This is a genomic window from Alteromonas sp. G5_S2_22_S1, assembly GCF_054968525.1.
Genome location: NZ_JBQKUJ010000002.1, coordinates 181,864 through 197,644, shown reverse-complemented (window position 1 = coordinate 197,644; position 15,781 = coordinate 181,864). Strand labels below are relative to the sequence as shown.

Here is a 15,781-nt window from a genome sequence, read left to right as displayed (position 1 = left end):
TATGGATGTACTTGATATAAAGGTGCGGGTGAAAACCCGCCACCTTCCAGACCACCTTCCTTCAGATTCAAAGCAGTTTGCTTTTGCCTATCACATCACTATTGAAAACAAGAGCAATCATACCGTTCAGCTGATCAACCGCTATTGGAAGATCACCGATGCCAACGGTAAAACCTCTGAAGTAGAAGGTGCTGGGGTAGTAGGGAAACAACCTATCTTAAAAGCCGGTGAACAGTTTGAATATACCAGTGGTGCGGTTATTGACACACCTGTGGGGAATATGGAAGGCTATTATGAGATGGAGCTAGAGAGCAAAGAACGCTTTCGAGTTCCTATCAATGTATTTCGATTAGCCATTCCAAGCATTCTTCATTAAGGTTTCTATGTCACAAGGTAACACCTACGTCATTGGCGATATTCAAGGCTGCTATGACGGTCTTCGACGCGCTTTAGATAAAGTACAATTTGATGAAGAAAACGATACGTTGCTTGCCGTGGGCGACCTTGTCGCTCGTGGTGAAGACTCTTTAAGCACCCTTCGTTTTCTAAAATCGCTTGGAGATAACTTTAATAGCGTTTTAGGTAATCATGATCTCCACCTACTCGCCGTAGTCAACGGCATTCGCAAGCCTAAGAAATCAGACAAGTTAGACGACTTATTAAGCGCGCCTGATTTGCCGGAAATGATTGACTGGCTTAGACAATTCCCCTTAGCCATGAAAATAGATAAGCGCTCTATTATGGTCCATGCTGGGCTTTATCCTAAATGGTCAATTGATAAGGCCGTGTCGTTAAGCGACGAAGTCAGTACCATTTTGAAGTCAGATAATTATGCTAATTTTCTAAGCAGCATGTATGGAAATAGCCCCGATAACTGGTCTGAAAAATGGACCGGCGAAGCGCGGCTGCGCTTTATTGTTAATGCCTGCACGCGAATGCGCTTTGTTTACAGTGATGGAACGCTCGATTTCGACAATAAATCTCACCCTAGCGCAGTGTCGCACAGTACAAGTAGCACAATTATGCCGTGGTTCGAACGAAAGAATGAACAGCTACTTGCCAATCAGCGCGTTGTATTTGGCCACTGGGCGGCTCTTTCAGGCCAAACTAATAGCGCTCAGTTTATTGGCTTAGATACGGGCTACGTGTGGGGGCAAAGTATGACCATGCTTAACATTAGCAGTGATACGCTGGTAACCGTAAAAGCTTAAAGACAAAAATGCAGGCTTTACGAGCAAGTCTGCCTACCTTGCCCACCTTATTTGAAGCGCAAACTGGTATTACCACCTATAATTACGCTACTATTTCTATACCAAGTTGCTAAATAAAATAAACATTAAGTTATTGTAGCCGATACACTTACGTAAGTTAGTAACGATGATGTTTCATTACCTTCTCTCGTTGAGGGCAAAGTCTTGCGCTTAAGCGCTATATTTTGTTAACTGAGACGGGTAATATCGTTAGGGATAAAAATAAAAACACTCATCCAGGAGTTCCGATGAAAATAACGGTAGCCACACGCGTAATCGGGGGATTTGTCGCGATTAGCGCACTTCTAATCGTCATTAGTGTTGTTTCACTTTACAACCTCAACTCAATAGGCTCTGCTACAGAAGAAGTTAATGACGTTGCTCTACCTACGGTAGCGGGCAGCAACGCATTAAAAGCCAGCTTCCTCAACATGGGGCGGCTAACTTTTGAAAGCTATATCGAAGAAAACGTCAGTGAATTAAAGGACAAACGAGCGTCTTTTAACTCTGCAAAAGATACGTTTGAAAGCGAGTATAAAAAGTTAGCGCAGGCTGTTAACAACGAGCCAGAGTTAAAAAGCACACTCAACAGTGTGCGTGAGTCATACGAAACGTATATTAACAACGTTGAAGCTATGTATAAAAACCACCAAATGTATCTTGATTTACGCAACAGTATTGAAGATAGACTAGGTGATGCGGAAGATAACGCCGATGATGCTTCAACCTACCTTCTGGACTTTTCAGATTTAGATAGCGTTCAACAAGATTCAAACCTTAGACGTGCAGCTGAGATTGGCGGTCAACTTGAAACGTCACTGCTGTCTTTACTCACCGTATCTTACGAGTACATTAAAACCCAGACGCTAGTGCGTTCACAGACGCTAGGTAACGAAGTAGACCTTGTTGTTGAGAAAGTGGTTACCCAGTTAAGCGACATGATGCAAGCTGCTGGCGGTCGTGACGACTCAGGTACGCTAGATGATATTAATGACCTTGTAAACGACGCAATAAATGCAATAAAAGCAAACGATGGCGTAGTCCAACTCCACGTGGACCGCTTAGAGCGTAGAAATGATGCAGAGAAAGCGCTGAACGCATCTGATCAAAACATTACGCAAGGTGTGGTTGCACTTGAAAACTTGCTAACGTTGGCTGACAAAAAAGCGTCACACGTAGAAAGCCAAGTAAACAGTGCCATTGCAACGGGCAACACGTTTGTTATTGTTGTTGTGATCATTTCTATCGCCGTTGCTGCGTTCATAGGTTACGTAACAGTACGCGCTATTACACGCCCACTTTATCGCGTCAATGAGTTACTCACTGTTGCCTCATCGGGTGACCTAACTCATCGTCTTGATGATTCAGCACAAGACGAATTCGGTCTGTTAGCTCGCAACTGTAATACTTTAATAGGCAGCCTTAAAGAGCTGATTACCGGCATCAATGTTCGCGCTGAGCAGTTAGCTGCGGCGTCAGAGCAAACGTCGGCAGTCACCGCGCAAACTACTCATTCAATTCAGGATCAGAAGTCTCAGATTGGCCAAATAGCGACAGCAACAACAGAAATGCACTCTACGTCTCAGCTGGTCGTGCAAAATGCTGAAGATACGCTTAGCCAAATTCGCCATGCTGATGCTGAAGCCGAAAACGTGCGTCAAATTTCGTTAGAGAATAAGAACACCATCGAAATTCTGTCTCGCGACGTGCAAGAAGCGGCCGACGTTATTAACAAGCTGCATCAAGACAGCGCTAGTATTGGCGGTATTCTGGACGTTATCCGCGGTGTTGCCGATCAAACTAACTTGCTAGCCTTGAACGCAGCTATCGAAGCTGCCCGTGCCGGTGAACAAGGCCGAGGCTTTGCGGTAGTTGCTGATGAAGTAAGAACCCTTGCTAGCCGAACCCAAGAGTCGACACAAGAAATCAATGCCATGATTGAGGTGCTTCAAGCGGGCGCCGAAAAAGCGGTAGCGGTTATGGACCAAGGCAAAGACCAAACAGCGGCATGTGTTGAGCAAACAGAGAAAGCAACGCAGGCGTTAGACATTATTACAGACGCGGTTCACAAAGCGCATGATGTAAGCTCGCAAATTGAGCAATCTGCCCGCGAACAGAACACGGTCTCGCAAGAAATCAGTGAAAAGCTTGAAACCATTGTGGGTATTGCAGAAGAAACCACAGCAGGTGCACAGCAAACGTCTGAATCTAGCCATGAAGTAGCGCGTCTGGCAGACGAACTTCAACAGTCTATCAGACAGTTTAAAGTGTAATAATTTACGCGTAATACAAACAAAAACGGCCGATATCATATCGGCCGTTTTTTTATCTTACACTTGCTTACTCAAACAATGCGCTGTGAAGCTTGCGAACCACGTCATCACTGTCTGTCTCGTTTACTAAGAACGACAAGTTATGCGGGTTTGCACCAAAGCAAATCATACGCAGGTTAAAATCTGATACCGCAGATAGAATCTTGCTTGAAACGCCAATAGCCGTTTGCATGTTGTTACCCACAACGGTTACTAAATCATACCCTTTCTCTACCTTTACATCACAGATAGTTTCAAGTTCAGCAATGGTCTCTTTATTCAGGCGCTGGGCTACCGAGTTTGCTGGGTTATCTAGGGTAAACGATACCGAGATTTCTGACGTGGTTACCAAGTCAACGCTCAGTTTGTGCTTAGCGATAATCGCAAATACCTGCTGTAGGAAGCCCTGAGCGTACATCATCTTAGGTGTTTTAACCGTTACCATTACCTGCTCTTTACGGCGGGTGATAGCGCGATATGGTGGCTCGTGCTCACAATTGCGTACAATCCACGTACCGCCCTTTTCAGGCTCTTTGCTTGACCCTACGAACACTTTAATGTCTTTGCGAAGCGCTGGCTCCATGGTGGCAGGGTGCAGTACCTTTGCACCAAAGGTTGCCATTTCTGCCGCTTCTTCAAAGCTCAGTTCAGGCAGAGGGTGTGCTGCTGGTGTAATCCGCGGGTCGGTTGTGTATACCCCGGTTACGTCGGTCCAAATCTCGCACGCCTCGGCATCAAGGGCTTCAGCAAGTAGCGCTGCCGTAAAATCAGACCCACCACGACCAAGTGTTGTAGTACGACCTTCTTCATCTGCGCCAACAAAGCCTTGGGTTACCACAATGGCCTCTTTGATTTCAGGCGTGAGCAGTTGCTTCGCTAGTTTTTCAATTTCTTCGATTTGCGGCGCGCCTTCACCGAACTCGCTATCCGTACGAAGTACCTTGCGAACGTCGAAGTTCATGGTCTTCACGCCCTGCTCAGCAAGCACTGATGAGAACATAAGCGAGGACATACGCTCGCCCATAGAAAGCAGCTGATCTTTTAAGTCGTCCCTATGAAGAATTTCTTCGTGAAACGCTAAGCTTCGCATCTCTTCAAGTAAATCGTTGAGCTTAGGTTCAACGGCCGCTTTGTCGTCAAGCTTGTTAAGAATAGCGTGCTCGATGTCGACAATGGCTTGGCAGGTTTCTTCAATTTGCTGTTGCGTCATCGGCGTGTGCGCTAGACTCACCAGGTGGTTAGTTACCCCTGCTGAGGCACTCACTACCACAATGCGCGTTTTGTCATTACCGGCAACAATTCGGGCGCAGTTTTGCATTACTTCGTAATTCGCTACGCTAGTTCCACCGAACTTGGCTATCGATAAGGCATTTGTCACTATATTAAACTCCAGAATAAAACTAGCCTACAGCTAGCGAAACCGCGCGTTTTGCGCGGTCAATCAATCGTTACTTGGTCGCCTACTTTAATGTTATTCTCGGCAAACCACCCTTGGTTCATTTCCAATGCGTAAAGTACCTCTTTCGATGATCCGACCGACTCCAAGCTATGGGGAGTGAGAGGTTTTATATCCGTTATTACGCCATTTCTGTCGATAAATGCTACGTCTAGCGGAACAAAAGTATTTTTCATCCACATCCCCGCAAATTTGGGGCTGGAAAACTTAAAAAACATACCGCAATCTTCACAAAGGGCTTTGCGAAACATCAAGCCCTGAGCGCGTTGCTCAAAGGTTTTGGCATACTCAACTTCATAGTGCTTATCGCCAATTTCAAGTGATATGGAATCGAAGTTCACCGAATCGAGCGACGATGCAGGGTCAACCTGCGCTTTTGCACACCCTAAGGTTAATACAAGTGCAGCAACAATAAAGAAAGATTTTCCCATTAGACATTCCTTTTCGCCATAAAAAAAGCCGGTCACCTCAAGGGGAACCGGCTTTGTAGTTTATACACTATTTTAAGCAACATTCAATGTCGGAATAATGCGCGCTTTTGCCTCTTCTTCTGCCTTCTTAAAGCTTGGCATTTTGTCGAAGTTTAAGTAGCGGAATACTTCACCCGACATAGCGTTAATCTTGCTGGCGTACTCCATGTACTCTTCGGCACTTGGAATGCGCCCCACAATTGCTCCTACTGCAGCAAGTTCAGCGGATGTCAGGTACACGTTTGCGCCATCACCCAAGCGATTCGGGAAGTTACGGGTAGAGGTTGAAAGTACGGTAGCGCCAGCGTCTACACGGGCTTGGTTCCCCATACACAAAGAACATCCAGGCATTTCGGTGCGCACACCAACACGACCATAAATATTGTAATACCCCTCTTCCATCAACTGGGCTTTATCCATCTTCGTTGGTGGCGACATCCACAAACGAGTTGGCAAGGTTTTATTAAACTGCTCAAGCAATTTACCGGCAGCGCGGAAGTGACCAATGTTTGTCATGCATGAACCAATAAAGACCTCATCCACCTTATCACCCGCCACCTCAGACAAGGTTTTCGCGTCGTCTGGATCATTCGGGCAGCACACAATGGGTTCTTTAATATCATCAAGGTCGATTTCGATAACCTCAGCATATTCCGCGTCGGCATCGGCGCGCATTAGTTCTGGATTTGCGAGCCACTCTTCCATTTTCTGAGCGCGGCGCTCTAATGTGCGCGGATCGCCGTAACCTTCGTTAATCATCCAGCGAAGCATAGTGATATTTGAACGCAGGTACTCGGCAATCGATTCTTCAGAAAGGTTGATGGTACAGCCTGCCGCTGAACGCTCTGCCGATGCATCGGATAACTCAAACGCCTGCTCTACCGTCAGGTTTTCTAACCCTTCAATTTCTAGAATACGGCCAGAAAAGGCGTTTATTTTGCCTTTTTTCTCTACCGTTAATAGCCCTTGTTTAATACCGTACAAAGGAATAGCGTGTACAAGGTCTCTTAAGGTAATGCCTGGCTGCATTTCCCCTTTAAAGCGCACAAGAATAGATTCAGGCATATCAAGAGGCATCACGCCCGTGGCCGCAGCAAACGCCACCAGCCCTGAGCCCGCTGGGAATGAAATACCTAATGGAAAACGGGTATGGGAGTCGCCGCCTGTTCCTACTGTGTCAGGCAACAACATGCGGTTTAACCAGCTGTGAATAATGCCATCGCCGGGACGAAGCGATACCCCACCGCGATTCATAATAAAATCAGGCAATGTGTGCTGGGTTTCGATATCCACCGGCTTAGGATAAGCCGCTGTGTGACAGAATGACTGCATGGTTAAATCGGCAGTAAAACCAAGACAAGCTAAGTCTTTGAGCTCATCGCGGGTCATAGGTCCTGTGGTATCTTGCGAGCCCACAGTTGTCATTTTGGGCTCGCAGTAAGTGCCCGGGCGAATGCCTTCAACACCACAAGCCTTGCCCACCATTTTCTGCGCTAACGAGAAACCCGCTCCGCTGTCTTTTGGTTGTTCAGGCGTGCGGAAAAGATCTGTTGGACCTAAACCTAACGTCTCTCGCGCTTTCTCTGTAAGACCGCGCCCAATAATCAGGTTAATGCGTCCCCCCGCACGAACTTCATCTAAAATCACTTTCGACTTATAGCTATATTCTGCGAGAAGCTCACCGGTTTCGTGGTTGGTAATTTTGCCTTCAAATGGGTAGATATCTATCACATCCCCCATATTCATTTTTTCCACATCGGCTTCGAAAACCAGTGCGCCAGCATCTTCCATGGTGTTAAAGAAAATAGGCGCAACTTTTGAGCCGATACATACACCACCGCCACGTTTATTCGGCACGCCCGGTAAATCTTCGCCAAAGAACCATAACACTGAGTTCGTCGCCGACTTACGTGACGAGCCGGTACCGACAACATCACCCACAAAAGCAACCGGATATCCTTTACTTTTGACTTCTTCTATTTGTGTCATTGGGCCTTTAACGCCGGGTTCTTCGGGCTCCAATCCTTCGCGAGGCATTTTGTAAGCCGCAAGGGCGTGCAGAGGAATATCAGGGCGAGACCATGCGTCGGGCGCTGGAGATAAATCATCAGTATTGGTTTCGCCGGTTACTTTAAATACTGAGTAGGTAATTTTGTCATCCATGAGTTTGCGCGAAGTAAACCACTCACCTTCGGCCCAAGACTTGATAATGTCAGTAGCGTACTCGTTACCCGCTTTGTGTTTCTCTTCCACATCGTGATAAGCATCGAACATTAACAGCGTGTGTTTAAGCTCTTTGGCAGCCAACGGCGCTAGACTCTCGTCATCAAGCAGTTCTACCAGCGTGGCAATGTTGTAACCGCCGTGCATGTTTCCCAATAGGGTTACTGCCTTTTCCTTAGAGATGAGCTCGCAGCTGTCTTCGCCTTTTGCGATGGCACTTAAAAAACCGGCTTTAACGTAGGCCGCTTCATCGACGCCAGGCGGCACACGTTCTGAAAGTAGTTCTAGTAAGAATTCACCTTCACCCTCTGGCGGATTTTTTAATAAATCGACGAGGCTAGCAACCTGTTCGGCATTAAGCGCTTTTGGGGGAATGCCTTGTTGTGCACGTTCTTCAACGTGTTTGCGATAGTCTTGTAACACAGTCTCTTCCTCTAAGTTAGCTTGCGCAATGGGAGTAAACGGTCTTGTACGCACTTGACGCAAGGAGTGTTTAGTAAATCATCATCAGTATAACTTCAAGGGCTAGATTTTTAAATTTTAAGCCCTTTTTATTCACTTATAATCACTATTCATAGCGTTACTTTTAAACGCTAAAATCGATTAAATAAAAGCCTCGAAATCAACATTAACAATTGACATATGAATAAGGTATAAGGCTTTATGAGGTAAAGACAAGGGGTAGCCTTTAGATGACCCTTTTAAGAGCAGTGAAAAACGTAAACCGTAGAAAACAGCCTTTTTAACACGATTCGTTAGGTCTATTGAAACATTTCGGCAAACTATTACTTGGGTAAATCAGAGGGCGGCCTTACACGAAGAAAGCTCGCAAACCTCGGTTTCCCGTTTTTCGTTACACCGTAAAACTTAAAGGTCACCCAGCTGCCAACAGCGGGCGGCGCTCGACGCTCTTTTTCAGAAAAGCCCGTTCCTAATTTGAACTGAACGCCGGCGGGCGTTTCTACAAGCAGCGAGCCCATCATGCCTTTGAATTTTCCTTTCCCGGCAAGGTGCGCCAGTACTTTCGCTTCAGCATCTTCAAACTGCTTTACCTTAAGTAGTTTGTCACTGCGCCCTGAATGGTAAAACGCCTTTTTGTGGTGAAGCATTAACCCTTCCCCGCCGCTTAATGTTACTTGTTCAAGCTTTTCTTCAAGCGCATTAACAGAAGAAAGGGTAAATTGGGGAACAACGGCAAACGTAGGATTGGGCGTAGCTTCTTTAAGGTTATTCAGCATGTTGAGTCGACTGTCAAAGGACTGGCCCGCTACAGGCATGTCGAACGCCATAAACCTAACCTTAGCCCAGCGTTTGCTTGGTAGGGAATGTGTAGCGGTCATGGCATCGACTGTAGATTCAGTACGAGGTAAAGATCCGGCTACAGATTGAGGCGCAACGCTCGTTAACTTTGAAAGCACAATGGAAGCCGTACGTTCAAACTGCCCTCTCGCAATCCAGAGCTCACCATCAATGGTTGCTTTAGGCCAATTGGCAGTAAACCATGCCGGAGCGTCTATTTTGTTGTTATTGCGGGTTCTCAGTTCAGTGCCGTCCCATCGTGCCCGAATGCCGTCTAATTTTTCGCTCACCCAATACTCGGCGATATTTATATCTTGCCGGCTGTGGCCATATTGCTTGGCAAGCTGTAAACCATCGACAATATCGTGCTTATCCTCTGCATTAACGTGGGTAACAGCAGTGATTAAAAGAAGACAAAATACTGTTAGAAAAAATTGCACTAAATCCACCTTGGTTCGTTAAAAGTTACCCGCTTCAACGCTTCAAAATAGAGACGTTAAAACAGAGAAGGCAGAGTAAATTACTCTGCCTTCTTGGTTTTTTTAACTGTACGTAAGATGGTTTTTCGTTTAATTGAAACGGCTCTAGTCAGTAATAATATTAATAACAGAGATAAGCACGTCTTCAGCAAAGGCTTCACCTACCGTTCGTTCTTTATTGCGTCGCAGTTGGTAAGTTTCTAAGCAGGCATTGAGTTGTTCATCGGCCGTATTCACCCCGTGAACATCTGCGTTATTAGCTTGCTCAATACAGTCTTCGGTTTGGCCTGTCGTGACGGTAGTACACCCGCTTGCTCCCACGGTAATTCCAACCATGACAACTGCAGTGCTAGCCCAGTTTAAATGTTTAAATTTGCTTTTGTGTTTCAAGGTTACTTATTCCTTTAGTAAAGATTGCAAGCGCTTTTGTCTATTTAGATAAACTTGGGGACCCTCGTGCTGCGGTGTCGAGAGCACCTTATCAAAAGCTATGCTAAATGCTTAACTAAGCTGCTTTTTCTGAATCATTTAGCTATTCAGGTGGGCGTTTACTTAACATTACTTGGTATGCAAATTTTAAGCAATAAACGAAGAGCCTTGCCATGAGTTCTCACCTTTATCAATCGCTATCATCGCCCTAATAAAGTTGCTAACATTTAGCGACCTTGTTGGCTCGAACTTTGCCCTAGTGTCTATCTGAGGCTGTGCTAATAGCTATTTATCGCAATTACGTGCAGTACTCGCTCATCAACCGCACCTTATTGGTGCAAATAATAAATTAAATAAGGTCACTATGCGCTTAAGTAGTTTTGTTTTTTTCGTGTGTATATCGCTGTCGTCTTTAGCAAATGACGATACCAGCCAGTACGGCCCTAAAGATTTTTCCAATGTTAAAAACAAATGGACAGCCATGGTTGCTGCTTACGAGCCAGAAATTGAAGCGATTGACGCCGCGTTTGCAACCATGGACGATGCTCAGATTACGCAAACGGTTTATATTAAAGGGGTTAAGTATCAGTTAGGTACTTATAAAGGTGAGCCCATTGTTGTATTTAGTACGGGTGTCAGCATTACCAACGCAGCGATGACCGTACAGATGGCGCTGGATTACTTTCCTATTGATAAACTGGTAATGATGGGGATTGCAGGGGCCATAAACCCGAAATACACGCCGGGCGATATCGCAGTACCTGAACGTTGGTACTTCCACGATGAATCTGTCTATATCAACCCGAAGAAAGGTGACGCTAACGTCTACGAGCTACCGGACTATTACGCTAAGCAGCTCGAATATTACAAAGCGCGACGGGAGACTGATAAGCACTCGCCTAACTATAAAAACATTGGGTTTATTCACCCTACCGAGGTTGCTGTAGTTAAAGAAGGTTGGGACACCCGCAAAAGAATGCCCTATTTTACGGCAGACAAAGCGCTATTGGCGATGGCACAGCGTGCTTTGAAAAAAATCCCGCCTATTACTATGCCATCGGGTAAAGAAATACTGGTGGATATTGGCGGTAACGGGGTGACAGGTTCGGTATTTGTCGATAACGCAAAATACCGCGAATGGCTTCGCGATGTTTACACTGCCGATGTAGCAGAAATGGAATCAGCAACCGTTGCACAGGTGAGCTTTGTTAATGACGTGGATTGGTTAATTATCCGCTCAATTAGCGACCTAGCGGGTGGGCAGCACGGTAAAAATGTTGAAAATGTATTTGACGCAATTGCCTCTGGCACCGGCACAAAACTACTACTTGGTATACTCGATGAACTCGTAACAACCGAGACTCAGTAAATAATAAATGGGGTCAGAGATAAAAAAGCCCCAACCTTGGTTGGGGCTTTTTAATGTTTTGTTTAGCGGTAAGTGCTTATACGCGCTTAACTGCTACGTCTGCTTCGAACTTAGGCTTAACAGCTAAGTCTTCAGATGGTGGAGCAAACTTAGTTAGGTCAATGCCTTCAACCGCTTGCTTGTACTCTTCCGTGGTTGGGAAGCGACCAAGTACAGTTGAAAGTACTACTAGCGGCGTAGAGCCTAGCAGTGACTCACCTTTTTTCTCATCAGAGTCAGCAACAACTCGACCTTGGAACAAGCGAGTAGACGTTGCGATTACGGTATCGCCCGGCTCAGCTTTTTCTTGGTTACCCATACATAGGTTACATCCAGGGCGTTCTAGGTAAAGAATATTGTCGTACTTAGTACGCGCTGCTTCTTTTGGCTTAGCATCGTCGAATTCAAAGCCTGCGTATTTCGCAAGTACTTCCCAGTCGCCTTCGGCTTTTAGTTCGTCAACAATGTTGTATGTAGGTGGCGCAACAACAAGTGGCGCTTTAAACTCTACAGAGCCGTTAAGCTTCTCTAGATTACGCAGCATTTGCGCGATAATTTGCATGTCGCCTTTGTGCACCATACAAGAACCAACGAAACCTAGGTCTACTGGCTTACCATCGTAGTAAGAAACTGGACGGATAACGTCGTGGGTATAACGCTTAGACACGTCTTCGTTGTTTACGTCTGGGTCAGCAATCATTGGTTCGTCGATTTGATCTAGGTCGATAACCACTTCTGCGTAGTACTTAGCGTTGTCATCTGGTGCAAGCGCTGGTACTTCGCCAGACTTGATTTCAGCAATACGCTTGTCAGCAAGGTCGATTAGACCTTGAAGCATGTTCGCTTCGTTATCCATACCCTTGTCGATCATGATTTGGATACGGCTCTTAGCAAGCTCAAGTGACGCAACCATAGTCTCATTGTCAGAGATACAGATTGACGCTTTCGCTTTCATTTCTGCAGACCAGTCAGTAAACGTAAACGCTTGGTCAGCAAGTAGAGTACCGATTTGTACTTCAATTACGCGACCTTGGAACACGTTCTCGCCAGCGAATTGCTTAAGCATTTGCGCTTGAGTAGCGTGAACCACGTCACGGAAGTCCATGTGTTCTTTCATGCTACCTTTAAAGGTCACTTTCACAGACTCTGGAATTGGCATTGCCGCTTCACCTGTCGCAAGTGCTAGTGCTACCGTACCTGAGTCAGCACCGAACGCCACGCCTTTCGACATACGCGTGTGTGAGTCACCACCAATGATGATAGCGCGGTCGTCTACCGTGATGTCGTTAAGCACTTTGTGGATAACGTCAGTCATTGCGTGGTAAACGCCTTTAGGGTCACGGGCTGTGATTACACCAAAGTTGTTCATGAATGACATTAGCTTAGGAATGTTAGCCTGTGCTTTCTTATCCCATACCGACGCCGTGTGACAACCTGACTGATAAGCACCGTCAACAGTAGGTGAAATAGTCGATGCCGCCATTGACTCTAACTCTTGGCACGTCATTGGGCCGGTAGTGTCCTGAGAACCTACAATATTTACTTTAACGCGTACGTCAGAACCCGCGTGAAGTGGTGCGTCTGAGTTTACGCCTACCGCGTTGCGGTTAAAGATTTTTTCTACAGCAGTAAGGCCTTGGCCTTCGTGTGAAACCTCTTTTGATTGCGCGTAAACTGCTGGTGCTTCAACACCTAGTGTACGTGCAGCAAAAGATTGTAGCTGCTTACCGAAAACTACGGCGTAAGAACCACCCGCTTTCATGAACTCCATTTTCTGAGGAGTAAATGACGCAGATACGTCAGCAAGTTCTTCTGAACCATTGAAAAGCTTCTTCGCTTTGGTATCGATGGTCAGTACCGTACCTGTTGCTACAGAGTAAGCTTCTTCAAGCACTGGGTCGCCGTTTGCATCGCGAACGATTTCGCCATTTTCGTCTGTTTTCTTAACCCAGTTTTTAAGGTCAAGACCAATACCACCGGTTACGTCTACAGTAGTAAGGAAGATTGGTGCGATACCGTTAGTACCAGCAACAATTGGCGCTTTGTTTACAAAAGGAATGTAAGGGCTTGTTGGCTCACCGGCCCATAGTGCAACGTTGTTCACACCAGACATACGAGAAGAACCTACACCCATGGTACCTTTTTCAGCAATAAGCATAACTTTTGCGTTAGGGTGTTTTTTACCTAGTTCAACAATTTCTTGCTGCGCTTCTGGCGTGATCATGCACTGGCCGTGAAGTTCACGGTCTGCACGAGAGTGCGCTTGGTTACCAGGAGATAGAAGGTCTGTAGAGATATCACCTTCAGCAGCAATGTAGGTAACGACTTCGATTTTCTCTGGTACGTCAGGCAGCTTGGTGAAGAATTCAGCTTTCGCGTAGCTTTCTAGCACGTCTTTAGCAATCGCGTTACCCGCTTTGTATGCTGTCTCTAAACGCTCAGTATCAGCTTCGTATAAATAAACCTGCGTTTTCAGTACTTCAGCCGCAGGGTTTGCAACCGCTTCATCGTCAGAAAGCGCAAGGTCTAGTAAAGCTTCTACCGATGGACCACCTTTCATGTGAGAAAGAAGCTCAAGTGCAAACTCAGGGGTGATTTCTTCTACTTTTTCTTCGCCAAGTACAATTTCTTTTAGGAATTGTGCTTTAACACCGGCAGCAGGTGTAGTACCCGGCAAGGTGTTATAGATAAAGAATTTTAGAGAGTCTTCGCGGTGCTCGTTTGTTGTATCTTTAATTTGAGCAATAATTTCAGACAGCAGTTCTGCACTGTCAATTGGCTTAGGGTTAAGACCTAATTCCGTTTTACGGGTTTCGATCTCTGCCAGATATTCTGAATACAAACTCATATAGTTCTCTCGGTCTTAGTTTTACTTGAGCGTAGTGTTAAGTCGGTCTTAGCTATACGCATATAAAAATGAGGGATATTTTAACCGATTTTTAGCAGTTACGTAATGACTGAAAGTAATCAGATAGGCAAACATCTCGCTAGCGTGTAATTATCTTGCGCGCCGAGAAAAATGGCAGCAAACCCGAAACTTTGCAACAAACAAAAATAAACATTCTATTACAGCAACTTATGAAAAATAAAAGCTAAATGCACCCTACTTCCACCCTCTATTGGTAATACCAATACCGATAAATAATAGTGTTGCACTTATGACAGACATTCACTTTACTTATGGTGCTACCAGTATAAATTACCATCAATATTGAAACAAAGTTTCAATCAATCGTTAGTTTTTGGCAGTGTAGCTTTCTTTGAATGAGAGTTTGAACACCTTCGCGCTTTCACCATCTGTAAGAAGTAGAATATTACCGTCGCTATCTACTGCAATATCCCTTAATCGTTCATTTAGCGCGTCAAAGACCTTCGTTGACGTATAACCATTTTTGTCATGCGATACTGCGAACAAGGCTTTTGCTTTTAAGCTGGTAACCAGCAGCGTATTGCTGAAATGAGGCTGCTTTGAATTTATGTAGTAAAGCATAGAAGATGGCGCGATAGAGGGCGTCCAATCTACAAGCGGTCCTGTCATGCCGGCATACTCCGAAAAGGGCGAGATTCTTGCGCCCGAGTAATCTTTTCCTAAAGTAACCACAGGCCAACCGTAATTATTCCCTTTTTGAAGAAGATTTAGTTCGTCGCCTCCATCAGGCCCGTGTTCGTGTAAGAAGATTTGACCGTCAGCGCCATACACTAAACCTTGTGGGTTTCTATGACCGAGCGTAAACACATAAGGCGCCTCTGGAAAGGCCGGTGCGGCCAGCGGCTTACCATTAATTGTAAAGCCAAGCACTTTTCCAAGCTGGGAAGTGACAACTTGGGCCTGTTCGCGATAATCAAAACCGTCTCCGGTAGTCACGAGGAAGGCATGCTCTTTAGCATTTTCTCCTTTAGTCACGTTATCAATTTGAAGTAGTTTTCCACCGTAATGAACGGGTGTATCTTTCGATTGAGCAATGTCGAGTACTGGCTGCACATCACTGATCCCAGCGGTTAGAGAGAACTGTGCTTTGACCACAGCTAAATGATTGGCTTCATCGCTTCCCTTCGAATAACTCAGCAGCACGGTTTTATCTTGAGGATAAGTAAAAGGGATCAGTATATCTAATACGCCGCCCTGCCCTTTCGTATAAAGGTTATCTAAGGGCAAAGTGAAGCGGCTTACTTTTCGTTCATCGTTAACAACAATTAGCTCACCGTCTCGGGTGGTTATTATTATATGCGTGGTTGATTTTTCTTTATCCACGACGGTTGTTATTGCCTTAGGGTAGGACAGCGCGTCAATAACCGTGTTGATTTCTACGCGCTCAGCCAAACTTTGTAAGACGCTTGGCTGCGTGGTGTTTAATGTACTATTTAATGTGCTGTTTTTAACACTTTCACTCTCACTTGCTAACAAGGCAGTGCTAAATAACAGAGCGCTTAACGCGAGCCATGATTTCATTGTTA

General features: G+C 45.5%; 11 protein-coding genes. 4 read left to right on the top strand and 7 right to left on the bottom strand.

The annotated features are described in order from the left end of the window. Position 1: 1 nt before the first annotated feature. The 3 genes from apaG (at position 2) to ACTRWF_RS03030 (ending at position 3,523) form a co-directional block, all read left to right on the top strand. A complete protein-coding gene (gene apaG / locus ACTRWF_RS03040; RefSeq protein WP_020742914.1) occupies positions 2-376 on the top strand; it encodes a Co2+/Mg2+ efflux protein ApaG in 375 nt (124 codons plus the stop codon). 7 nt (positions 377-383) lie between these two features. Further along, positions 384-1,211 carry a symmetrical bis(5'-nucleosyl)-tetraphosphatase gene (locus tag ACTRWF_RS03035; protein WP_024015733.1) on the top strand — a complete coding sequence of 276 codons (828 nt, stop codon included), beginning with the start codon at positions 384-386 and terminating at the stop codon, positions 1,209-1,211. A gap of 287 nt (positions 1,212-1,498) precedes the next feature. Beyond that, on the top strand, positions 1,499-3,523 hold the full coding sequence (locus ACTRWF_RS03030; protein WP_462835117.1) for a methyl-accepting chemotaxis protein: 2,025 nt from the start codon (positions 1,499-1,501) through the stop codon (positions 3,521-3,523). Positions 3,524-3,590: 67 nt separating this feature from the next. On the opposite strand, the gene lysC is transcribed toward ACTRWF_RS03030, so the two are convergent. The 5 genes from lysC to ACTRWF_RS03005 form a co-directional block, all read right to left on the bottom strand. Next, the gene (lysC, locus tag ACTRWF_RS03025) at positions 3,591-4,940 is read right to left on the bottom strand and encodes a lysine-sensitive aspartokinase 3 (protein WP_024015731.1); all 1,350 of its coding nucleotides are present in this window, start codon (positions 4,938-4,940) and stop codon (positions 3,591-3,593) included. A 59-nt stretch (positions 4,941-4,999) separates the two neighbouring features. Further along, complete coding sequence (locus tag ACTRWF_RS03020; protein WP_012517293.1) at positions 5,000-5,449, bottom strand: DUF192 domain-containing protein; 450 nt, start codon at positions 5,447-5,449, stop codon at positions 5,000-5,002. A gap of 72 nt (positions 5,450-5,521) precedes the next feature. After that, complete coding sequence (acnB, locus tag ACTRWF_RS03015) at positions 5,522-8,134, bottom strand: bifunctional aconitate hydratase 2/2-methylisocitrate dehydratase (protein WP_462835116.1); 2,613 nt, start codon at positions 8,132-8,134, stop codon at positions 5,522-5,524. Positions 8,135-8,496: 362 nt separating this feature from the next. Next, positions 8,497-9,450, bottom strand: coding sequence for a DNA ligase (locus ACTRWF_RS03010; RefSeq protein ID WP_462835115.1), 954 nt, complete (start codon positions 9,448-9,450; stop codon positions 8,497-8,499). 144 nt (positions 9,451-9,594) lie between these two features. Further along, entirely contained in the window at positions 9,595-9,879 is a 285-nt protein-coding gene (locus tag ACTRWF_RS03005; RefSeq protein ID WP_462835114.1) for a DNA ligase, read from the bottom strand. Between the two features lie 403 nt (positions 9,880-10,282). Here ACTRWF_RS03005 and ACTRWF_RS03000 point away from each other — a divergent pair, with 403 nt between their 5' ends. Continuing rightward, entirely contained in the window at positions 10,283-11,287 is a 1,005-nt protein-coding gene (locus tag ACTRWF_RS03000) for a phosphorylase family protein (protein ID WP_462835113.1), read from the top strand. 76 nt (positions 11,288-11,363) lie between these two features. Here ACTRWF_RS03000 and ACTRWF_RS02995 read toward each other — a convergent pair whose 3' ends face one another. Continuing rightward, complete coding sequence (locus ACTRWF_RS02995; protein ID WP_462835112.1) at positions 11,364-14,174, bottom strand: bifunctional aconitate hydratase 2/2-methylisocitrate dehydratase; 2,811 nt, start codon at positions 14,172-14,174, stop codon at positions 11,364-11,366. 387 nt (positions 14,175-14,561) lie between these two features. Next, positions 14,562-15,776, bottom strand: a complete 1,215-nt coding sequence (locus ACTRWF_RS02990; protein ID WP_015066241.1) for a PQQ-dependent sugar dehydrogenase — start codon at positions 15,774-15,776, stop codon at positions 14,562-14,564. Positions 15,777-15,781: the final 5 nt, after the last annotated feature.